Source organism: Streptomyces malaysiensis subsp. samsunensis (assembly GCF_024519315.1).
In the GTDB taxonomy this organism is placed as follows: Bacteria; Actinomycetota; Actinomycetes; order Streptomycetales; family Streptomycetaceae; genus Streptomyces; species Streptomyces malaysiensis.
On record NZ_JANIIC010000048.1, the window covers coordinates 13,805 to 34,777 of the forward strand.

Here is a 20,973-nt window from a genome sequence, read left to right on the forward strand (position 1 = left end):
GGCCCCACGGAGATCACTGTGGGGCCCGCATCGCTTTGACCTGCTGCGGCCAACCGATGGCGTCCCGCAACGGCCGGTACGAACGCGACATCTGCTACGGCTGGAACGACGTAGGCGTCACGTTCGTGACCCCGCCGACGGCCACCTGCCGATCGGCCAGGGTCCGGCACCGTCCCGAACCGCCGGACATCACCTGAACATAACCGCGCTGCCCTCGCTCCTCCCGGCGTGAGGGCAGCGCCTTACCTTCCACATCCCTATTGACCATTACCGACATAGCTCGGGCCACGCAGGCGGCTGCCGCACACGTCATCGCCGCGCGAGGCGTGCGGAGTCCGGCCGCCCTCGCCCTGCTGCTCGCCGCGGACGTAGCGGCGGGCGTGGCCTTGGACGCCGGCCACCCTGTCCACGCCATTTACCCACTCCGAAAGGCTCCGACGATGAGTGCACCCAGCCCCACAACACCGAAACCGCGTGATCCGCGTACACCGCTCGAGCGTGCCCAGGCCCAGCTGGCGGCCATCCATGACGAGCTGCGCGGGCCGAGCCTGTCCCGCAGCAGGCGGCGGCAGCTCGCCGACCGGATCCACGAGCTGAACGACGAAATCAGCAGTTTGAGCAGCTGACCTCGGCCGCTGATGCCCTCCCCCAACTGACGCTGACCGCAGCCCGCGCTGCCCTGGCTGCCGCTCGGAGAGGCGGCTGCCAGGAGTGCGCAGGACGCACTGCCCCGCCCCGGCGGGGCCCGACATGCGAAGGCCACTGAGAGGACTTCCGACCTTGAACAGCATCCCCTTGCCGTCTGCCGACGACGAGATCGGCCCCCGCCGCCCCGGCGCCATCTACCAGAACGTCGACGGCCGCTTCGAGGTCCTGGTGCTCATCAGGGACCCGATCAGGGCAACGGCGCTCCTCGGCCGAGCTGGCGCGCGGTGGGCGGTCATCGTGCGCGACACGCTGCGTCCCGACGGGCAGCCGTTCCCGGTCGGGTCGGCCTGGACCGGCTCCGACTACCTGATCCGGTGCGGCAAGGCCGAATCCGGCAGGGGCGCGAACGCTTTTACCCGTGCTGCCTGACGACCCGAAGTTTTCCCCGGACGCAGGTGCTCCGCCCCGGCCATGAGACCGCCGACACACAACAGCCCCGGGGCTCGCATCCCCGGGGCCGCTTCGTCACTACCGGACCTTCTGGGAGGCCCTTGTGCACACCATCGTACGCACTGCCCCGTACAGCTACGGCGCCGTCTCCACCGTCGGCCCCGCCGGCCCCCGCCCGGCCTGCGCCGACAAGGACCCCGAGCTGTTCTTCCCCATCGGCAACACCGCTCCCGCACTGCGCCAGATCAAAAAAGCCAAAGCCGTCTGCCGCCACTGCCCGCTGATGGAGAGCTGCCTCCAGGGCGCCCTGGAGCGCGGCGAGGCGTTCGGCGTCTGGGGCGGCACCGATGAGGACGACCGCCGCCGTATGAAGCGCCGCGCCGCCCGCAAGCGCACCCGCAACACCAGCGCCTGATCGCAGCCCTGGGCTGCCCGGGCGCCACCGGCCCGGAATCTGCTCCGGCCCGGTGGCGGCGGAGAACGCAGGGACCGCACCGAGTAGCCGACCGCTCGATCCGGCTGCTCTCTGGCCCATACCTCAACCTGCATCGCATTCAAGGGAGATCACTCATGGCAACGACGCCCGTTTGCCCGCACACACCGGTGTGCCCGTCGGCCGACAGCTCCGACCGCGAGGCCGCCCACCTCGTGGCGCACCACCCGGAGCAGGGCTGGAGCCTGCTGTGCAACGGAGTCCTTCTTTTTGAAGACACCGGCGAGCTGCTCCCCGACGGCCGCATCATCGCTCCTCACCGGCCCACCAATGCCCACGTCGACGGGGTGCTGTCGTTCCGGCCCGCGGACACCCGCGCGCTCATCGGGGGCGCGGCCGGCAGCGGGAAGTCCAACGTGGCTGCGGCTCTGGCGAACTCCTCCACCGACCACTGGTCGGCCTGACGGCTGCCTGATCCGCCCGCACCGACGCCGAAATCCTGGCGGCCGGTGCGGGCGGTGAGGGGGAGCCGGACAGTCCGGACCGTCTGCCCGTCCAGGAGGACATAGATGATCAGCCTTGTCGACATCGAACAGGCCGTGCAGCAGACCGCGGCATACCACCACCCCCACTTCCGGGGTGCTGAGAAGAACCAGTACAACACTGTTCGCTTGAGCTTCCGGGAGTTCACCGGTGAGGAGGACGAGCCCCGCTGGCCCGCCGCCTCCTGGCGGGACGAGACGCTCTCCCGCGCCGCGAAGGAACTGCTGGAGGAGGAATACAGCATGGCTCGCGCCCTGTGGCGGGACGCCCGCTACGTGCGCGACCTGAAGAGGGCCGCCGTCGGTGCCGACGCCGTGTGGGCCGCAGCCGGACAGGCACGCCGGGAGATGGACGAGGCGTTCGCTGCGCTGGACCGCACCGAGAGCGGTCACTGGTACGCGGCCGTCTCCACGCTCATCACCAGGCAGAACAACGCCATGGATGCCGCGAAGGCGTGGGACGAGCAGGGCCGGAGGATCGCCGGAGTCCACCACGACTACGTGTCCACCGAGCTCTCCCCCGCCCAGGCCTACGAAAGGGCCGGCGTGGACAGCTCTGGCTGGCTGATCGGCGACTACTACGACTACGAGCGTCGCTCCACTCCCCTCATCCGGAAGCTGACCGAGGCGGTCGATCGACAGCGCGTCCACGTGCGCACGGTCGCCTTCCTCACCGGGAGCCACGCCCAGGACGGTTGATCCGCCCGCACCTGATCAACGACTCAACGGGAGTTCTCATGCGTCTCTTCTACGCCTTCGCGATCTTCGCCGGTTTCGCCTCACTGATTTTCGCGATCACCCACAACCTCTGATCGGCACTGCGCCGCCTGTCAGCTGCCTCCTCTGCCCGTCCCGGCCCGTGCGGCTGGTACCGGCAGAGGCGCGGGGAGTCAGACAGCCCGCACCAGTTACCTGCTGGCCCGATTCCACGGCCGGCCGCCCGCACGGGTGGCCGGCCTTTTGCACGCCCCGGCCCCGTAGAGCCCCAGGGCCGGACCCCTTCAACACAGGAGGACCGGATGCCTCGCACCCTCGCTTTGAAGCACCCCCTGGACGACAACGGCCTCGGCGGCTTCCCCCACCCGAAGACGCCGGCCGAGCCGACAGCCCCCGTTTCGGCCGTGCCCGTCGCCGACATGAGCCGGTACCACCACCCGCACTTCCAGCGCGCCGAGCCCGGCCAGTTCGAGGGATGGACCACCTACTGGTTCGCCCCCTTCACCGGCCGCGAGCCCAAGCCGGAAGCGCCCTCGGCCGTCTACGACGACAAGACGACGACCTACGAGCAGCGCAAGCAGCTCAGTTACCAATACCAGGCCGCGCGGACCGTATGGTCCCAGGCCCGGATGCGACTGCTGGCCGGTCCGCTGCTCCGCGAGGCCGCGCCTGTGTGGGAGGAGTGGCAGGCTGCCCTGACGGAGCTGCGCCGGGTGTTCAAGGGCTTTTGGGAGACCGAGGACGGCAGGTGGCGTATGCAACTGCTGCGGCTGACCGATGCCGAGCAGGTCGCCAAGAAGGCGGCCGTCGCGTGGGACCAGGTCGCCGAGAAGCTCGCGAAGCTGGCCGACGAGCAGATCCACATCGCCGGGGAGCGCGACGAGTTGCGGCTGACCACGGTCGCTGAGGAACTCGGCCTGGACGCTTCGGCGTGGTCCATCGACCTCGTTTGGGAGTACGAGACGTCCTACGGGCACAGCACCCCGCTGGTCGAGGCCCTCACCCGCGAGATCAACGAACAGCGGGAGCGGCTGCGTGAGGTCGCGCAGCTGGCTGGCGACGTGGACCTGGCCCACCACTCTCCCGCCTGAACCCGCCACGGGCGGCCGCCCGCCGAGAGCTGACCGAGCGCGTCCGCGCGATCCCCTCGGCACACCGCCTGGCTGAGTCCCGGTGGCTCGAGCCGGGCGGTGACTCGGCAGTGCGATTTCGCTCCCGGCCGGTGGGAACCGCGGTCCGTTTCGCTCGCACCTCCAGCACTCCCCCGGGCCAGCCGTCCGCACCACGGGCAGCTGGCCCTTCTGCACAGCCCGCTCCGGGACGGCAACGGCCCCCACGGAGCCCGTTTCGGCTCCACCGACCGCCATTTCGGCAGCAGCCGCCAGCGTTTCGGGAGCGGCCCCCACCGTTTCGCCCCCACCCTGAACCACCCATTCCGGAGGCCCTCGTGGCAATCACCGACGTGCCGCAGAACGCGGCCACCGACACCCTCATTTCGCCCCCACCTACCCCCGTTTCGGGCACGCCCGACTTCGCTTCGGGCGCACCGGATTTCGTTTCGGAGATAGAGAAGCGGAACACGATCAAGGAGGGCGACGCCCCGGGCAGGGGCCGACTGACCCGCTCGCAGAAGGTGACCGCCGCGCTGATCATTGTGGCCGCGCTCACCCTCGCGGGGATCGGCCTGTACTTGTCGTTCGAGCACGTTGCCTCGTTCGCATACGAGGAGCTCAACTTCGGCTCACTCCGCAAGGGCCAGCTGTTCGCGGTCGGCGTCGACACCGGGATCATGGTGATGATCGCGGTCGACTTGCTGATGGCCTGGCTCAAGCGGGCCATCAGCTGGATCCGCTACCCGGTATGGCTGTTGACGGGCGCGACAGTCGTCCTCAACGCCGCATCCGGCGCCCCGCGTGACCGGGCCTGGGAGCTGCTGGACTACGTTGCCGCATTCGCACATGCCGTGGTCCCGGTCCTGTTCATCATGGTCGTGGAGCTGGGGCGTACGTCTATCGATCGCGTCGTCCGTCCCGACGACCAGGAGGAGCGCGACTCCATCCCGTGGGACCGGTGGCTGCTCGCGCCAGTTCCGACGTGGCGGATTTACCGTCGGATGCGGCTGTGGGGGATCACCTCCTACCCGGAGATGATCCGCCGTGACCAGGACCTTCTCGCCTACAAGCTGTGGCTCAAGCGTAAGCACAAGGGCAACATGGCCGAGGCCACCGAGGACGAGATGCTGCCGATGACGATGGCGCCCTACGGCTACACCGTCTCGCAGGCTCTGGCGATGCCCGATGAGCAGGACAAAGCCGCAGAGAAGCGCCAGGAGGAGGCCGCCCAACGGCAACTGGATGCCAGCACCCGGCGCAAGGTTGCCCAGTTCAAGTCCCAGGAGGAGGAACTGCGGGCCGAGGGCAAGTTCGAAGCCGCGCAGGCCGAGGTGGAGGGCGAGAAGGGCCAGGCCCGCGCCCAGGCCCGCGCCAAGATGAGCGCCGCCGAGCGGGCTGCTGAGCTGGAGGAGAAGGAGCTGGAGACGGCCCTCGTCGCCGAGGCCCGTGCCCGCACCGCTGAGGCCGAGCGCAAGGAGGCGGCCGAACGCAAGGCGAAGGCGGACGACGACCTGGAGGCCGCCCGGCTGGAGGAGCAAGCGGCCAAGAAGCGGAGGGAGATCGAGGAGGCCGACCGGGTCGCCGCGGCGGAGGCTCAGGCGATCGAGACGGAGAAGATCGCCAAAGCCCGTGAAGCTGCTGCCGAAGCGAAGCGCGACGCCGCCGAAAAGGAACAGGCTGCTGCCGAAGCGAAGCGCGACGCCGCCGAAGCCGAGCGGGAGAGGACCGAAGAGGAGGCGCGTCAGAAGGCGGCCTTCGCCGACATCAAGCGGGCGGAGCAGGCTGCCGCCGAAGCCGAGCAGCGCGCCGCCGAAACGCGGCTGGCCACTGCCGAAATCGAGCAGCGCGCGGTCGAAATCGAGGACGCCGCGAAGCTGACCCCGCGCGAGCGGTCGGTCCGCAAGGTTGCGCGCATGGCGTTCGCGGCCGGCCTGGTGACCGTCGGCCTGGACCTTGATGGGATCCACCGTGAGATGTGCCGGGTGATCTCGATCGCTGACATTCAGCGTGAGTTCGAGGTGTCGTCCACGGACACCGCCTCGAAGTACCGCCAGGAGGCTGTCGTGCTGATCGCCAACGGCTACCGCCCGGAGCAGTGACCTGCATTGAACGAGCTGTTTCGACGGTTCCACCGGCCCCCGAGACGAAGTCAGCGTCTCGGGAGCGCGGTGAAGGCGCCGAAGCGCCGGGTCCCACCCTCTCACCCAACCTGCCCGTCAGGAAGGTGACCCGGGAGGTGACCAGCACAAACAGCGGCCGGGTGATCAGGCATCGCACTCTGCGAGCCGCCCGGCCGTTTTGGCCCCGCCTGACCCAGCGATCGAACGGAGGAACACGGAAACGTGGGCGGAACCGCGTACTGGACAAAGCAGATAAGACGGGCGGGTGAGCGGTCGCCCAAGGAGGGCGCGACCCGGCGGATAGACCGGCTGCGCGGACTGCTGAAGGACACCGATCCGGCAGTCGCCGACCGCGTTTGGAAGGAGGTCGCCGACACCCTCCAGCGGATCATCGACCGCTACTCGAAACGCGGTTCCGCGTACTGGATCAACGAGATCAAACAGGCCGACAAACGGTCGTCCAAGGAGGGCGCGACCAAGCGGCTGGACCGGCTGCGCGGCGTGCTGCAGAGGGTCGATCCGGTGGTCGCCAACCGCGCCTGGCGCGAGGTGAGCGACGCCCTCCAGCAGATCACTGTTCGTCACACACGGTGATCGTTCACCCATTCATTCACCCGGGGGAGAGATGAACTCGACCCGCCCCTACACGCGTACGTACGCGCACGAGGGCAGGTGTTCACTCCCCCGGTCGCAGACTGTGAGGGGAAAGCGATGGAATTGCTGCTTCTCGCGTGCGTATGGCTCGTGTACACAGCGGGCGCGCAGGGCGAGCAGGCAAAGGTCGGGCTGTCCCCGGCGCAGCGGGACATCCTCAAGGAGCGGACGCGGCACGAGAAGGCCGTGCAGAAGATCGCCGACAAGCACGGGGTCTCCGCGCCGGCCGACCGTAAGCCGGACAAGGAGTCACCGGCCCCGGAGCTCGATCCGGGGAAGGAGCCCACGGCCCCGGAGCTTGATCCGGTGCTCTCGCTGCCGGAGTCGTTCCGCTCGGGCTACCGCCGGCACACCCGCATCGAGCGTCTGGCGACCCCGATGGGCCGCCGCGTCGGGGGGTGGGCCGCGCAGGGCGTGGCCTGGGGCCAGGACACCGGCCGGGGCGTCCTGCGGGAATACCGCAAGCGCCGCCGAGCCGCTGGCCATGATGACCCGGCGCCGGTGCTCGAGCCCGTGCCCCTGCCGCCGGACGCACCGCCCGTCCCCTCCGGCCCGCCGCCGGCCGCGGGAACCGACAGCGGCGACGGTAAGAAGGGCGTCTCACTGGAGAGGCCCAAGAAGAGGGCCGAGGCCACCGAGCCGGAAGGCTCCGAGAAGCCCCCCGAGGGGGCCGCAGAGCCTCCCGCAGGCGCCGATGACTCCCCGGGGACACCGGGGGCCTCAACAGGCCCTGAAACGCCGCCAGATGGGGCCGGAGAAGCTCCGGTGAAGGAGCCCACGGCTCCCGCCCCGGATGCCTCGCCAGGTCCCGAGAAGGCTGCGACCGGGCCCGAAACCAAGGACGCGGCGGCCGAACCCGAGTCCGCCGCCGAAACCAAGGACACCGCGGAGCCGAAAAGCTCCGAGGAGCCCTCCGGCGCTGCCGAAACGGAACCCGCCCCGGCCCCGGCCGAGCCGGAAGCCACCCCGGCAGCGCCCGAAAACTCGGCAGCCAGGCCCGAAAGCCCGGCCGCCGAACCCGAAAACCCGGCGGCCGCGCCCGAAGGCACCACGCCGGGACCGACCCGAGACAGTGAACCGGCTGCCGCCGGTGAAGGAGTTGGGCGTATGGCAGCAGAGGTCACGTACGAGTCCGTCGCGGAGGAAAGCGACGAGCTCTCCCTCATGTGCAAGGAGGACTCGCAGAGCTGCGACCGGATCAAGAACCGCGCCGACCGCGAGGTCGGGCGCGGCGACACCCTGCTCGCGGAGATGGAGGCGACCGGCTTCGGCCAGTCCCTCCAGGCCTGGGTCACCCGCTGCCGGGAGGACTACCAGGGGATGGGCGCCCATCTCGACGAGCTGAAGAAGAACACGATCGCCCAGGACGAGGCCGTGGTCAGGGCCAAGGGCCACCTGACCGCAGGCCAGGGCGTCTACTACGACATCGCCCTGGACATGGAGAAGGTCGCCGAACGCGAGGCATACATCAGCGACGCGGTCGACTCCGAGGACACCTCCGCACACACCGAGATCTACGAGACAAGGGGAGCCTGACCATGAGCGTAGGCAAGGCTGTTGGCTCGTTCGTCACCGTCGCCGCCATCCTCGCCAGGGCGACGGCCTACGGAGTCCGGGCCGCCCTCACCAAGCGGGCCGTCGAGCGGCTGGAGAAGCGCTACCACGACCGCGCCGACTCGGCCCGGTACCTGTCCGAGGCGATGGGCAAGCTGAAGGTCGACGAGCCGACCACGACCGCCTACATGGAGGTCTCCACCCTGTCCGAAGCCATGGCGGCCAACGTCGCCGGCATCGTCGGCCGCGCCGACTCTCTGCAGGCCAACGCCCAGGGCCTGTCGGAGGCGACCGAGGCCGAGCATGGCCGGATGAGGGACGCCAACCGCACCCACACCGTGCAGATGGCCCAGGCGAAGTTCATCCAGCCCCGCTAGACACCCACACCACCCCCACCTCGAAGGGCGGGACCGCAATCCGCGGTCCCGCCCTTCGTCTTCGCTGAAAACGGAGAAGACCGGATGGCCACGACCCCCCCGACCCAGGAAGAGACCGAAGACAACGCTCCCCCGGAGCTGACCGGACTGCGCGCGCGGATGGCCCAGATGCACAACCCGGGCCTCTACGTCGGCTCCGGCCTCGGCATCGCCTCCGGCTGGCTGTCCGGTGACCCGCTGCTGTACACCACGCTCGGCACCACCGGCGTCGCGGCCGGCTGGACCGCGCTCGGCATGAACCCCGGCCCGTGGCGCTGGCTGCCCGGGCAGGGCGAGCCGTGGGAGTGGATGAACCGCAGCAGCCGGCGCGGCTACCGGCGCCGGGTCCGCCGCATGCGCCGCCGCCTCGGCCTCGACCACGCGTACGGTCCCGCCGTCGGCCCCGACGGCCTGCTCGTGCCAACCGTCGGCATCGCCGACGGCTGGCGCCACCGCGACGACCGTGCCGCCCTGGTCCGTGCGGCGAAAGCCGACGCCTACCGCAAGCGCTCCGCGACGCTGCGCGCCATCTGGGCCAAGGGCCTTCCCGACTGGGAGCGCGGCTGGTGGCGCCGCTACAGCCCCGTGGAGATGGCGCTGCGGGCCGGCCCGCTCGCGGCGATCCCCGCCAGCAGCTACATCGACGTGCCCTGGTGGGCCCGCCTCCTCGTCGCCTCCACCGCGGCGACCTGGGGAGCGCGGATGTGGGCGCTGCCGGACTCTGCGGCGCCCGCGGCCGACGAACACCCGGACGGCCTGGACGGCATCGACTGGTACCTGGCCCGCTGGGCTGAGTGGATCGCCTGCGACCAGGGCCCGCTGCCCGCGTCCAAGCTCACCGACGTCCGTCTGGACGAGGACCGGCTGACCGCGATCATCGTCTCCACCACCGCCCGGCCCGCCCTCGGCGTCGGCCAGGACGCGGTGTCGATCGCGTTCGAGGTACCGCCGCGGGCGGTGAACATCTACCGTCCTGACGACATGGCCGCCTCCCGCGCCAAGCTCAGTGTCAAACTGCGCAACAGGACTGGCGAGCTGGACATGGACGACCTGTCGGCCGTGTGGGAGGAATACAGCCCCTACCACGGCAGCGAGCTGTACGACGCGGAGGAGACCGAGTTCGGCCGGCGCTTCAAGCTGCTGATGCCGCGCCGGGGTTCCTCGGTCGCCGACGTGCAGGCCCTCGCCATCGCCCAGGCCCTCGACATGGACGGCGCGGACGCCGTCTCCCACCTGCACCTGCGGGTGATCGACGCCCGCCGCGTCGAGGTCAACGAGATGTCCATCAACCCGCTCCAGGACGGCGTCCCCCTGGACCCGAACGCGCTGGTCATGGACGACCGGGGCTACGTCACGGTCGGCAAGGACATCTACGGCGACCCCGCCCGGTGGCGCCTGATGATCCCCAACGAGGGGAAATTCGGGCTCACCGGCCAGCAGGGCATGTCCGCCGTGCACTCCTTCTCCTCCGGCACCACCGGCTCCGGCAAGAGCTCGCTGGAGGAGACCCTCCTGATCGCCCAAATGATCAACGGGATCGTCGGGTGGCTGGCCGACGGCAAGTACGGCGCCGGCTTCGCCTCCTGGACCCACGTGCTCGACTGGATGGTCAAGAGCCACTACGGCGCCATGCTCATGGGCCAGGCCGCCGTCGACGCCGGCAAGTTCCGCTTCTCGACCCAGATGAAGATGCAGTGGCAGGACGCCGACGGCTACGTCATGGACGGCCGCAGCTTCTTCGTCCCCGGCGAGCCGTTCGCCCCGATGCAGGTCACCTGGGACGAGTTCAACGAGATGGTGATGGACCCGGTCAAGGACCACGTCAACCCACTCCTGGCCTCCGCGTCCAACCTCGGCCGCCAGACACGATCCGCCGGCATCGGCGCCCGGGTCTACGTCCAGATCCCCAACCTCGACTCCATCGGAACCAACAAGCACGCCAACGCCATCCGCGACATGCTCCAGTCCGGCAACATCAGCCTCTTCCGCACCGCACGCGCGGACATCGACGTGATGTCGCTCGGCTCCAGGACACCGAAGTTCCGCCTGGAGCCGATCCCGGAGAAGTTCCCCAACGGCTCCGGCACCGGCGGCCTGGGCTACATCGCCGACGGCGCCGACCAATACACCCAGTCCCGCATGATGTTCCACCCCAACCCGGTGCGCGTCGCCCGCGAACTGCCCCGGCCGACCCTCACCACCTCCGAAGCAGACGCAATAGCCGACATGAGCCCCGCCGGCATCGCCTACCTGCGGCGGGACGAGTACCGGCACATGGACGCCGGCGAGGAAGAGGCGTTCCTGCGCGACCTGGTCAAGCAGGAAGACGCCAAGCGCGGCAAGAACACGACCGTCGTCGACCTCGCCCCCGTGCCGGCCATCCCGGGCGGCACGGACGTCGTCCTCGACGTCGAAGACGAGGACGAGGACCTGGACGTGCTGGTGCCGCCCAGTCGCTCCGAGCTCGTCTGGCACGCCGTCGACCGCGGTGCCCGACGCAACGGCGAGATCGCCAAGATCACCTCCCTGAAGCCGCCCAACGTCGCCAACGCCACGAAGCGGCTGGAGCGCCTCGGAAAGCTCACCCAGGTCGATCGCGACTGGCACACCGTCGAGCCGATCGACGCCTGACCCCCCCGCCCCCTTCCCCCTTTCACAGAAGTCGGAGATCAGCCATGACATTCGCTCTCACCTCGTCCGGACTCGCCCTGCTCGTCGCCATCGGCATCGGCTGGTGGATGAAGAAGGACAGCAGCTTCCGCAAGCGGGAGGTCGCCGTCGTCTCGGTGTTCTGGATTCTCGTGATGATGACGCCCCTCGGCACGTCAACCGTCGAGAAGGTCCAGGAGATGTTCGGCAACGGAGCGGCCGGGCTCAGCGAGACCGTCAACAACGTCTCCTCCAAGTAAGAGGATGCCCCGCCAGCAGGGCGGCCCGCAGCGTACGGCGGGCCGCCCTGCTGCCGTTTCCACCGCCTTGGGCTTCACAGCAAGGAGCACTCCATGGACGACCAGCGCGAACGCGGGCGGGAGTTGACGGCTCAGGAGCATTTCGAGTCGATCAGACTGCTCGCCGATGGACTCAGCGGCAACAACCCCACCCCCACCGTGACCCGGTGGAAGGACACCGTTCCCGCGCCGACCCAACCCACCGTGGGGGACGCCGTGCCCTTCGCCCAGCACGGACGACCCCCCATGTCCCTGAAGGCCACCGACCACGCCGCCCTTGTTGTCGTCTACACCTGGGGGTCGCTACCGGTCGGCGGCGCCATCTCCCTGGTGCTGTGGCAGCTGTCCAGCGTCAGCCCGATGCAGCTGGCCTTCGCCGGCCTGGGCGCCGCGGGAGTGGTCATCGCGATCGGCGCCGCCGCCCGCATGATCGGGCGAGCCTTCCGGGACGGCGCCTCCGCCCTGCCTGACCACACGGTCAACCAGTACACCGGCACCGTCTACGTGCAGCACACCGAACTGCACACCAACACCCGCGGATTCGGGCGGACCAACAACCAGATCACCGACGGCCAGCAGTAGCCAGCCCGCCGGACACCACCAGCTCACGACGCGCTGACGTCTGCCTGTCCGCCCTTCGACCCCCGCCACGGGGGCCGGGGGCGGGCAGGGAGCCGGACCAGCCACCCACCGACGGGATGAGGATGCACATGAACACCACGAATCCATCCGAGGACGAGACCGCGGCCGTGACCGCTCTCCTCCTGACACGCCACCCGCCAGCAACATTCGACACGACCGGCGCCGTCGCCACAGCAGGATTTCTCTGCTCCCCTGGCGCACCCGGCTCCGCGCAGACTCGCGTCTGCCACCGCGCCCCGTTCCCGAGCGCCTCCAACGGCCACTCCTTCGCCGACGTCGAGGCTGAGGAACACGTCCTCGTCGCCACCTACGCAGACCTGCTGCGCGAAGACGGCTGGACGGTCACCGAGCGACCCTCCGGCCGCCCCGGACTCCTCGTCTCGAAGAACACCGTCGTCGCCGGGGAACTGCTCCATGGCTGACCACGACCCGCATCCGTTCAACTGCCCGGACTGCGCCGCCGCGCCGGGGCAACTGCACGAAGAGGGCTGCGACCACGCGCACTGCCCGGACACCGGCCGTCAGCGCGCGGTATGCGAACACGACGGCGCGTGCGCCAGCCGCTGGAGCGGCGACTTTGTCGGAGCCGCTGAATGCCGTGAGTGGGACTGGTGGCTCATCGAGGACCCCGAGCTCGGTCTCATTCCGTGCCCCGCCGGCACCAAAGACGCCATTGAAGACTTCAACCGGCTGCTCACCCACGCCCGCTGGGACGCCCATCTGCAGCGCTACGTCCGCACCGACCTCACGACCACCTGACGGTGCGCCGTCGTGCGCTCCGTGAAGAGAGGGACACCCACCATGACCACCAACCCCGACGGCGGGAACGGCCACGAGCGTGCGCCCCGGTGGCACCGCTTACACGAGGCCCTCGCCTGGATGGGCCACCGGACCGGCCAGGCGAGGGCGAGGCTGGCGCAGCTGTGGCAGTACGACACCGTCCGCCACATGGCCTTCAGTGCCTGCGTAACCCTCCTCGGCGCCTGGCTGCTGAGTCAGTTCATGCCGCACGTTCCTAGCTGGGCGGCGGTCGTCGACGGGATGCGGGCCACCATCGACGACCCCGTACGGGGCTACCTCGCCACCCACACACAGGGGCTGCCCATCACCGCCGCCACGGCCTACAGCATCTGGAAGGCCCTCGGCTTCGCTGCCTTCGTCCTCGGGTTCTTCCACAACAGCTCTGCCCGGCTCGCCTGGACGGTGTGGGGTGCCGCCACCGTGATCATGGTGTGGATCGGGACCCCCGAGCCCGGCCGCCAGGTCGCCGCCGGAGTCGCCCTCCTGGGCTGGGCCGCTCTGTCCGTCCTGGCGCTGCGCGGCCTGCGTCTGCGACCGCCCGCCTTCGTCCACGTCGACGTGTACAACGAGGCGCCGCCCGCTCCCCAGGTGGAGGTCCACGTGGAGATCCACCTGCCGAGGACCGAGGCGACCCACTACATGCCCTACGGCCTCCCGTACCTGCCGCCGTCGCCGAACTGACGGCCGCCTGTCCGCCCTTCGGGCCCGGTCATCAGGTCCCGGGGGCGGGCAGGGAGCCGGAGCAGCCAACGCGCCGCTTCCCCCACCACCCCTTGGCAGGCCGGTCCCGAGCACGGCCAGCAACCGCCCGCCCGACCACAGCACACAAAGGACCCGTCGTGATGCTGCCCCTCTCCATCGCAATCCTCATCGTCGGCACCCTCTTCGTCCTGACCGGCCACGCCCGCAAGGGCCAACAGGTCAAGGCCAACATCGCTGCGATGAAAGAAGCCGAGGCCGCACTCGCCGCCAACTTGGACCGCGAGCGCGCCGCCGGGATCACCTACGAGACCACCGAGTACCGGCGCCTGAGCCGCGCTGCGAACGAGGCCGCAGCCAAGGTCCCGGTCCGCTACGGCGGCACCAAGCACAGCTGACCCTCTACGGCTCTACACCGATCCGCCCCGAGGAACCCCGGCGCCGCGTCGCGGCACCGGGGTTCCTCTCCTCCGCCCCTGAAGGCGGAGGTTTTCCATGCAAGGAGTTCGTGATGACGCTCGGCACCAGCACCGAGACATACGTGCTCGATACCGCACGCGACGTCCAGCGCATCCTCGCCGGAATCAACGGCGACGCCGCCTACGCGGTCGAAACGCTCATCAGCGAGTACCTGGAGCTGCGCGACCAGGTCCAGCAGCTCAAGGACGGGCTGCCCCAGCACCACACCGACCCCGAACTGTGCCCCGCCTGCGACGCGTTGGAACAGCTGTGCCCCTACCACTTGGGACGGGCCGAGGGCTGGATCGAGCTCTCCAAGGCGGTACGCCTCGTGGCGGGCGATGACTCCACCTACGCCACGCTCGTCATGGAGCACGCGGACGCGGCAGGGGACGACGTATGACGGTCGCCACCGACACCACGCTCTCCACGACAGCGGCCTTGAGCACGCCCCAGGACGACACCGGCCACGACGTCGACGCCGCGATCACCGCCCCGGAGGCCGCGGGGAACGCGGCCCTGGCCGCCGTACGGACAGGGAACCGCGAAGCCGCCCAGCGGATCATCGCCGAGATGCTCCCTGACGAGCGCGCCGACCTCGCCGACCACGTTGAGGAACTCCGCAAGCTGCTCGGCCCGACCTGCGCCGAGTGCGGCGCACTCACCGAACTCGGCACCTGCACCACCGATCCCTTCAGCGCGGAGTGCCGTTTCCTCTGCAGCCGCTGCACCGCCGCCCGCCGCACCCGCTGAACGACCCCACCGGGGCAGCCGCCTCAGGCCTCACCGGACTGCCGCGCGCTGTCACCCCACCTCGACAAGGAGCCCAAGCCCATGGTCCTCGCGCTGTTCCGCCGCACCCGTGACGCGTCCACCGAGCCCCCGGTCATCGAGCCGTGGCCGGAGCTCGGCGAGACCTGGATGCCCGAAGGCGTCACCGTCATCGAGCGGCACTGGAATCAGGCGATGAGCGCGATCGTCCTCGTCTACTCCGCCGACGCCAGCTGCTACCACCACGTCGTGGCCTGTCTCGGATGCCACTTCAGCGCCGTGCAAGACCCGGACTCCGCATACAGTTCCGGCCTGAAGCTGACGGACGCGAACCGGATCGCCACCGAGCACGCCACCAGCTGCCGGGCACTGTCCCGCGCCATCCCGGACCGACCGGACGACGACAGCGCCCGCGAACAGTTACGCAAGTGGGCGCTCAGCTGGCAGCGCAAGGCCGACAAGGTCCAGATCATGGTCAGCTACTTCGACCGTCACCGTCTCACCCTCCAGCGCAGCAACGAGTGGATCGAGGCCGAGCTCCAGCAACTGGCCGTGGACCGGCCCGACGTCTTCGCCGTACAGCGCAGCGACTACGAACACACGACCTTCTACTACTACGTCCTGTCCCCGCCTGAGAACTGACCAGCCCGTACGGCCTCGCCCGCTCGCCGCTGGCAGCTTTCGCGGACCACGCACGGCCCGCACGACATCCGACGCCCTCCCCGGCCACGGGAGGGCGCTCTTGCGTTCAGTGCCTGCTGCTGAACCCACCACGAGATCAGGAGAGATCCACCATGAGCGAGATCACTAGGACCATCCCGGCCGGGCTGCGCTGCTGGTCGGTGAGCTGGCCGGAGTACACGCCCGCGGACGTCACACCGCCCGAGCTGCTGTCCACGGCTCTGGCCGAGCACGTGCCCGGCTGGGCCGAAGGCGCCCCGACGCCGACCGACGTCCACGACTGGGACCGCCGGCGGGCGAACGCGCTCGTGCCGTTCGAGCTGGACGCGCGGGGCTGGCCCCTGCACCCGCATGGGCGCACTGGACGTACCGGCCGCAACCTTGGCAAGTGGGGCGAGAACGCCGCCGCCGACCCGATCGTGGTCGCGGGCAGCGGCCAGGAGCGCCGGGTACTACTGATCCTCCGGGACGACATCCACGTGGAGGCGATTCCGGGCGGCATGGTCGACCCGGGCGAGACCGCCCCGGCCGCTCTGCGCCGCGAGCTGCGTGAGGAGACCGGCGTCGACCTGTCCGACCACCGCCCGATCATCCTCGGCCAGGACCTCGTGGACGACTGGCGCAACTCGGATCACGCGTGGGTCGCTTCCACCAGCGCGCTCTACCATCTGCCCGCCACCGTGACCGCGATCGCGGCCACCGACGCCCTCGACGCCAACTGGTGGCCGTTCGGCTCGCTCGACCAACTCGATGCCGCGATCACCGCCGCCGGACGCACCCTCTACGCCGCGCACCGGCCCCTCCTGCAGCGCGCCCTTGACCACCTCGCCCAGTAACCCACCGAACCCGGCAGGAGGCATCCATGGCTGACATCCCAGCCACACCGACCGATCGCACGTGGCATCCGGTCACAATCGGCACTGGACACGGCCGTAACAGCGTCATCTGGCACGACGACCGCGTTGGCCAGCCCAACCGCTGGAAGAAGACCGGACGCGTCCTCGTGCCCCATCTCTTCCACCACCTGGTGCCGGAGTACTTCATCACCCGCGTCCTGGACGTGATGGAGGCCAACCCGACCATCACCTTCGTCGTCCCGACAGAACACGCGGTCAGGATGCGCGACTTCGTCCAGAAGCGCGAGGCCGGGATGCGGCAGCACGCCGCCCGGTTCGATGGCCCGCCGGACGACGGCCTGCACGCCAGCCCGGCTGCCAAGTCCGCTCGGGCCCGCGCCGCGAAGCCCCCGGCGAACATCTGGCTCGCGGTGACGGTCAACGACCAATGGACGGCCAAGACGCGCATCCGCGCGCTGCTGGAGACTCCGGCCGAAACCAGGGTCATCGTCTGCGAGCCGCTGACCAGTCCCGTCGACCTGAACCCGTTCCTGACCGAGCGCCGCGACGTCACGCACCTGGATGCCGACGCGCCGGAGGACGCCGTCGTCGACGGCATGGTGCGCCACGGCGACCAGTGGCACCGCACCGAACGCCTGCACTGGGTCATCGCCGGAGGCGGGTTCGGGCCCAACGCCCGCCCCCTGCACCCGCAGTGGGCCCGCGACCTCCGCGACGCGTGCGCGCAGCACGACGTGCCGTTCTTCTTCACGCAGCACGGCGACTACCTCACGGCGCCCGTCGTCGACGACCCGGCATTCGGCGGTGGCCGCGCCTACGACGACCCCCTGCACGGAGGCCGCAGCTCGGCCTCGCTCCGCGAGCGAGGCCCCAGCCGCACGTTCCGCTCGGGCCCGTGGCGCGCGATGGTGCCGGGCGACCGCACCCGACACACCTGGATGCTCGACCAGGACACCATCGCCGTCCGCGTCGGCAGGAAGTCCGCCGGCCGCGAGCTCGACGGCCAGCTCCACGACGCCGTACCCGACTCCTCGACGGCCACGAGGCCGTCCGCTGAGTCGGCGGCCACGCACTGACCGCTCGGCTGCCGAAATGGACCGCCGGTGAAGTGCCCACGGCGTCACCGGCCTCCGACTCCACCAACACCCGTCCACGACTGGCACGGGTGACGGAAACACCCCACGGGCGGCGGGCGCGGGTACACCGCGCCCGCCGCCCGCTCTCACTCCGATCCCCTACAGGAATCCTGATGACCAGCCGCTCCGAGGCCGCGGGCACCACTCCGTTACCTCAGTCCATCGCCCTGCGCTCCGCCGAGAACGACCTGCAGAGGCTGCGTGGCCGACTCCGTACGGTCGCCGAGTTCATCCACGACCCGGCCATCGACTTCGCGGCCCGCCACGCGCTCGCGCAGCGCCTGGGCCTGCCCGTGCCGACCTCGGCACCCGCCGCGCGGCAGACGAAAGAGGCCACTCGGTGAACCAGGCCCCGACCACCGACGAGCCCGGCACCCAGCCCTCCTTCGTCGACCAGAACCTCGTCCTCGCGGTCCTCGCGGTCCTCGTGACCGCGATCGCCTGACAGCAGAAGACCCCGGCCACGTCACGACGCCGGAAGACGACTGCTTCGCCCGGCCCCGGCCCCATCACCCAACCCTGCGCTGCCTTCCTGCCCAACCTCCCTGGAGTCCGCTGTGAAGAAGACCCCCACCAAGAAGCCCGCCGCGAAAAGGTCACAGGCCAAAACGACCGCCGCGAAAAGGCCCCCTGCGAAGAGGGCACCAGCCAAGAAGCCGGCCGCGAAGAGGAGCCCCGCCAAGAAGGCCGCCGCGAAACCGACGCCCATCCCCACCAGGATTGTGTACGGGCTCTTCCGCAGCATGGGCCGCAGTGCCAGGAACCTCGATCCGGCACACCGCAAGGACGGCATCGCGCTGCTCCTGCTCGCCAGCGCGCTGATTATCGCCGCGGGCACCTGGGCCCACCTGCGGGGCCCGGTCGGCGGTCTCGTCGAGATCCTGGTGACCGGCGCCTTCGGCCGCCTCGACCTGCTGGTACCGATGCTGCTCGGCGCCATCGCCGTACGCCTCATCCGGAACACAGCGAAGTCCGACGGCAACGGCCGTGCCGTCATCGGGCTGTCCGTCCTGGCCATCGGCGTGCTCGGGCTGGTCCACATCGCCTGCGGCTCACCAGCCCGCAGCGACACCATGCAGGCCATACGGGAGGCCGGCGGCCTGATCGGCTGGGGCGCCGCGACCCCGCTGACGCACACCATGGGCGACGTGCTGGCCGCACCGCTGCTGGTCCTGCTCATCTTCTTCGGGCTGCTGGTCGTCACGGCCACCCCGGTCAACGCCATCCCACAGCGGCTGCGGGCGCTCGGCGCGCACCTCGGTGTCGTCCAGGGCCAAGCGGCCGACGCGCCCGACCAGGACGACCAGCGACACACGGAGCAGCGGCGCAAGGAGCCGCCCGCGCGCGCCCGCCGTCCCGGGCCCGTCGGAGAGGCGCACGACCCCGACGGCGATCAGCAGAAGGCCCTCCCACAGCGCGGGACACTCAAAACCGCAGCAACGCCGGCGCCCGCCGGCGCCCAGCCGCACCGGGCGATGCCGTCCCCCCGCGCCGTCCCCGACCTCACCAAGACACCGCCCGCCGGCCAGGAACGCGAACATCCCGCGCGCGCGGAGCAACTCCAGCTGTCCAACGACACCACCTACTCCCTGCCGGCACTCGACCTCCTCACACGCGGCGGCCCCGGCAAGGCACGCAGCGCCGCCAACGACGCCGTCGTCGCCTCCCTCTCGAACCTCTTCTCCGAGTTCAAGGTCGACGTCGCCGTCACCGGCTTCACGCGCGGTCCGACGGTCACCCGCTACGAGGTCGAACTCGGCCCCGCCGTGAAGGTCGAGCGGATCACCGCGCTGACGAAGAACATCGCCTACGCCGTCGCCAGCCCGGACGTACGGATCATCAGCCCGATCCCCGGCAAGTCCGCGGTCGGCATCGAGATCCCCAACACCGACCGCGAGATGGTCAACCTCGGCGACGTACTCCGCCTCGCCGCGGCCGCCGAGGACGACCACCCGCTACTGGCCGCGCTCGGCAAGGACGTCGAGGGCGGCTACATCATGGCCAACCTGGCCACCATGCCGCACATCCTGGTCGCCGGAGCCACCGGTTCCGGCAAGTCGTCGTGCATCAACTGCCTGATCACTTCCATCATGGTGCGCGCGACCCCCGAGGACGTCCGCATGGTCCTCATCGACCCCAAGCGCGTCGAACTCAGCGCGTACGAAGGCATTCCCCACCTGATCACGCCCATCATCACCAACCCGAAGCGGGCCGCCGAGGCGCTCCAGTGGGTCGTACGGGAGATGGACCTCCGCTACGACGACCTCGCGGCGTACGGCTTCCGGCACATCGACGACTTCAACGCAGCCGTACGAAGCGGCGAAGTGAAGGCCACGGCGGGCAGCGAGCGGGATCTCCAGCCGTACCCGTACCTGCTGGTGATCGTCGACGAGCTCGCCGACCTGATGATGGTCGCTCCGCGGGATGTCGAGGACGCGATCGTGCGCATCACGCAGCTCGCGCGCGCGGCCGGTATCCACCTGGTGCTCGCCACCCAGCGGCCCTCGGTGGACGTCGTCACCGGTCTGATCAAGGCGAACGTGCCCTCCAGGCTCGCCTTCGCCACCTCCTCGCTCACCGACTCGCGCGTCATTCTCGACCAGCCCGGCGCCGAGAAGCTGATCGGCCAGGGCGACGGGCTGTTCCTGCCGATGGGGGCGAACACGCCTGCCCGTATGCAGGGCGCCTTCGTGACCGAGGACGAGATCGCGGCCGTCGTCCAGCACTGCAAGGACAAGATGGGGTCCGATTTCCGGGACGACGTCGTCATGGGCACCAAGCAGAAGAAGGAGATCGACGAAAAGATCGGCGACGACCTGGACCTGCTGTGCGAGGCGGCCGAGCTGGTCGTCTCCACCCAGTTCGGTTCGACGTCCATGCTTCAGCGCAAGCTGCGTGTCGGCTTCGCCAAGGCCGGACGGCTGATGGACCTCATGGAGTCCCGCAACATCGTCGGGCCCAGCGAGGGCTCCAAGGCGCGCGACGTCCTCGTGAAGCCGGACGAGCTGGACGGGGTGCTGGCATTACTCCGTCCCGTGCCCGGCAGTGCGCAAGGAGAAGGCGCCGACACCGACAGCCTCCAGGAGCGGGTTCACACCGCGACTGGCGGAGAGCGGCTGCAATGAGCCGATCCCGGCGCCAGCACCCCGCGTCTGCGCGGCCACCGTGAGCCGGGCATCAGCGGACTGACCGTCGACCTGCCTGGGTCCCGGTCGCCGAGCCCGGGGCCGTCATGGTCGGCCCGACCATCACCCCGACCACGGCAGCACCGGCAACGCGTTGCCGCATCGTGACCGGTGGTCGGGGCCGATGGTCGCCCGCATGGTCGAGCGC

At 70.0% G+C, this 20,973-nt stretch carries 24 protein-coding genes and 1 pseudogene; all 25 read left to right on the top strand.

All coding sequences use genetic code 11. The features are described 5' to 3' along the window. Nucleotides 1-56 precede the first annotated feature (56 nt). Nucleotides 57-197 carry a hypothetical protein gene (locus tag NQU54_RS33025; RefSeq protein ID WP_257634222.1) on the top strand — a complete coding sequence of 47 codons (141 nt, stop codon included), beginning with the start codon at nt 57-59 and terminating at the stop codon, nt 195-197. Between the two features lie 243 nt (nt 198-440). Next, nucleotides 441-626 carry a hypothetical protein gene (locus NQU54_RS33030; protein ID WP_257634223.1) on the top strand — a complete coding sequence of 62 codons (186 nt, stop codon included), beginning with the start codon at nt 441-443 and terminating at the stop codon, nt 624-626. 154 nt (nt 627-780) lie between these two features. After that, a complete protein-coding gene (locus NQU54_RS33035; protein WP_257634224.1) occupies nt 781-1,077 on the top strand; it encodes a hypothetical protein in 297 nt (98 codons plus the stop codon). Nucleotides 1,078-1,201: 124 nt separating this feature from the next. Then, nucleotides 1,202-1,513, top strand: coding sequence for a WhiB family transcriptional regulator (locus tag NQU54_RS33040; RefSeq protein WP_257634225.1), 312 nt, complete (start codon nt 1,202-1,204; stop codon nt 1,511-1,513). A 155-nt stretch (nt 1,514-1,668) separates the two neighbouring features. Next, a pseudogene (locus NQU54_RS49465) lies at nt 1,669-1,866 on the top strand (DUF5999 family protein); the annotation flags it as partial. 234 nt (nt 1,867-2,100) lie between these two features. Beyond that, complete coding sequence (locus tag NQU54_RS33050) at nt 2,101-2,772, top strand: hypothetical protein (RefSeq protein WP_257634227.1); 672 nt, start codon at nt 2,101-2,103, stop codon at nt 2,770-2,772. Between the two features lie 320 nt (nt 2,773-3,092). Then, complete coding sequence (locus tag NQU54_RS33055; protein ID WP_257634228.1) at nt 3,093-3,881, top strand: hypothetical protein; 789 nt, start codon at nt 3,093-3,095, stop codon at nt 3,879-3,881. A gap of 542 nt (nt 3,882-4,423) precedes the next feature. Further along, a complete protein-coding gene (locus NQU54_RS33060; protein ID WP_257634229.1) occupies nt 4,424-6,001 on the top strand; it encodes a DUF2637 domain-containing protein in 1,578 nt (525 codons plus the stop codon). Nucleotides 6,002-6,244: 243 nt separating this feature from the next. Next, the gene (locus tag NQU54_RS33065; RefSeq protein WP_257634230.1) at nt 6,245-6,616 is read left to right on the top strand and encodes a hypothetical protein; all 372 of its coding nucleotides are present in this window, start codon (nt 6,245-6,247) and stop codon (nt 6,614-6,616) included. Between the two features lie 117 nt (nt 6,617-6,733). After that, a complete protein-coding gene (locus NQU54_RS33070; protein WP_257634231.1) occupies nt 6,734-8,212 on the top strand; it encodes a hypothetical protein in 1,479 nt (492 codons plus the stop codon). Nucleotides 8,213-8,214: 2 nt separating this feature from the next. Next, nucleotides 8,215-8,607, top strand: a complete 393-nt coding sequence (locus tag NQU54_RS33075) for a hypothetical protein (RefSeq protein ID WP_257634232.1) — start codon at nt 8,215-8,217, stop codon at nt 8,605-8,607. 84 nt (nt 8,608-8,691) lie between these two features. Further along, the gene (locus NQU54_RS33080; protein ID WP_257634233.1) at nt 8,692-11,277 is read left to right on the top strand and encodes a hypothetical protein; all 2,586 of its coding nucleotides are present in this window, start codon (nt 8,692-8,694) and stop codon (nt 11,275-11,277) included. 44 nt (nt 11,278-11,321) lie between these two features. Continuing rightward, a complete protein-coding gene (locus NQU54_RS33085; protein ID WP_257634234.1) occupies nt 11,322-11,555 on the top strand; it encodes a hypothetical protein in 234 nt (77 codons plus the stop codon). A 93-nt stretch (nt 11,556-11,648) separates the two neighbouring features. Further along, nucleotides 11,649-12,176, top strand: coding sequence for a hypothetical protein (locus tag NQU54_RS33090; protein ID WP_257634235.1), 528 nt, complete (start codon nt 11,649-11,651; stop codon nt 12,174-12,176). Between the two features lie 128 nt (nt 12,177-12,304). Further along, the gene (locus tag NQU54_RS33095; RefSeq protein ID WP_257634236.1) at nt 12,305-12,658 is read left to right on the top strand and encodes a hypothetical protein; all 354 of its coding nucleotides are present in this window, start codon (nt 12,305-12,307) and stop codon (nt 12,656-12,658) included. Further along, on the top strand, nt 12,651-12,995 hold the full coding sequence (locus NQU54_RS33100) for a hypothetical protein (protein WP_257634237.1): 345 nt from the start codon (nt 12,651-12,653) through the stop codon (nt 12,993-12,995). The genes NQU54_RS33095 and NQU54_RS33100 overlap by 8 nt, the downstream gene beginning before the upstream one ends. 42 nt (nt 12,996-13,037) lie before the next feature. Continuing rightward, nucleotides 13,038-13,718: a hypothetical protein gene (locus tag NQU54_RS33105; RefSeq protein ID WP_257634238.1), complete on the top strand. Its 681-nt coding sequence runs from the start codon at nt 13,038-13,040 to the stop codon at nt 13,716-13,718. 161 nt (nt 13,719-13,879) lie between these two features. Next, nucleotides 13,880-14,134, top strand: coding sequence for a hypothetical protein (locus NQU54_RS33110; protein ID WP_257634239.1), 255 nt, complete (start codon nt 13,880-13,882; stop codon nt 14,132-14,134). A gap of 113 nt (nt 14,135-14,247) precedes the next feature. Further along, nucleotides 14,248-14,598: a hypothetical protein gene (locus NQU54_RS33115; RefSeq protein ID WP_257634240.1), complete on the top strand. Its 351-nt coding sequence runs from the start codon at nt 14,248-14,250 to the stop codon at nt 14,596-14,598. Continuing rightward, the gene (locus NQU54_RS33120) at nt 14,595-14,948 is read left to right on the top strand and encodes a hypothetical protein (RefSeq protein WP_257634241.1); all 354 of its coding nucleotides are present in this window, start codon (nt 14,595-14,597) and stop codon (nt 14,946-14,948) included. Before NQU54_RS33115 ends, NQU54_RS33120 begins: the two co-directional genes overlap by 4 nt. 81 nt (nt 14,949-15,029) lie before the next feature. Continuing rightward, entirely contained in the window at nt 15,030-15,608 is a 579-nt protein-coding gene (locus NQU54_RS33125; protein WP_257634242.1) for a hypothetical protein, read from the top strand. Nucleotides 15,609-15,760: 152 nt separating this feature from the next. Then, a complete protein-coding gene (locus NQU54_RS33130; protein WP_257634243.1) occupies nt 15,761-16,483 on the top strand; it encodes an NUDIX domain-containing protein in 723 nt (240 codons plus the stop codon). 26 nt (nt 16,484-16,509) lie between these two features. Continuing rightward, complete coding sequence (locus tag NQU54_RS33135; RefSeq protein WP_257634244.1) at nt 16,510-17,580, top strand: DUF5131 family protein; 1,071 nt, start codon at nt 16,510-16,512, stop codon at nt 17,578-17,580. A gap of 173 nt (nt 17,581-17,753) precedes the next feature. After that, on the top strand, nt 17,754-17,984 hold the full coding sequence (locus tag NQU54_RS33140) for a hypothetical protein (protein ID WP_257634245.1): 231 nt from the start codon (nt 17,754-17,756) through the stop codon (nt 17,982-17,984). A 213-nt stretch (nt 17,985-18,197) separates the two neighbouring features. Further along, nucleotides 18,198-20,765, top strand: a complete 2,568-nt coding sequence (locus NQU54_RS33145; protein WP_257634246.1) for a DNA translocase FtsK — start codon at nt 18,198-18,200, stop codon at nt 20,763-20,765. The last annotated feature ends 208 nt before the right edge of the window (nt 20,766-20,973 follow it).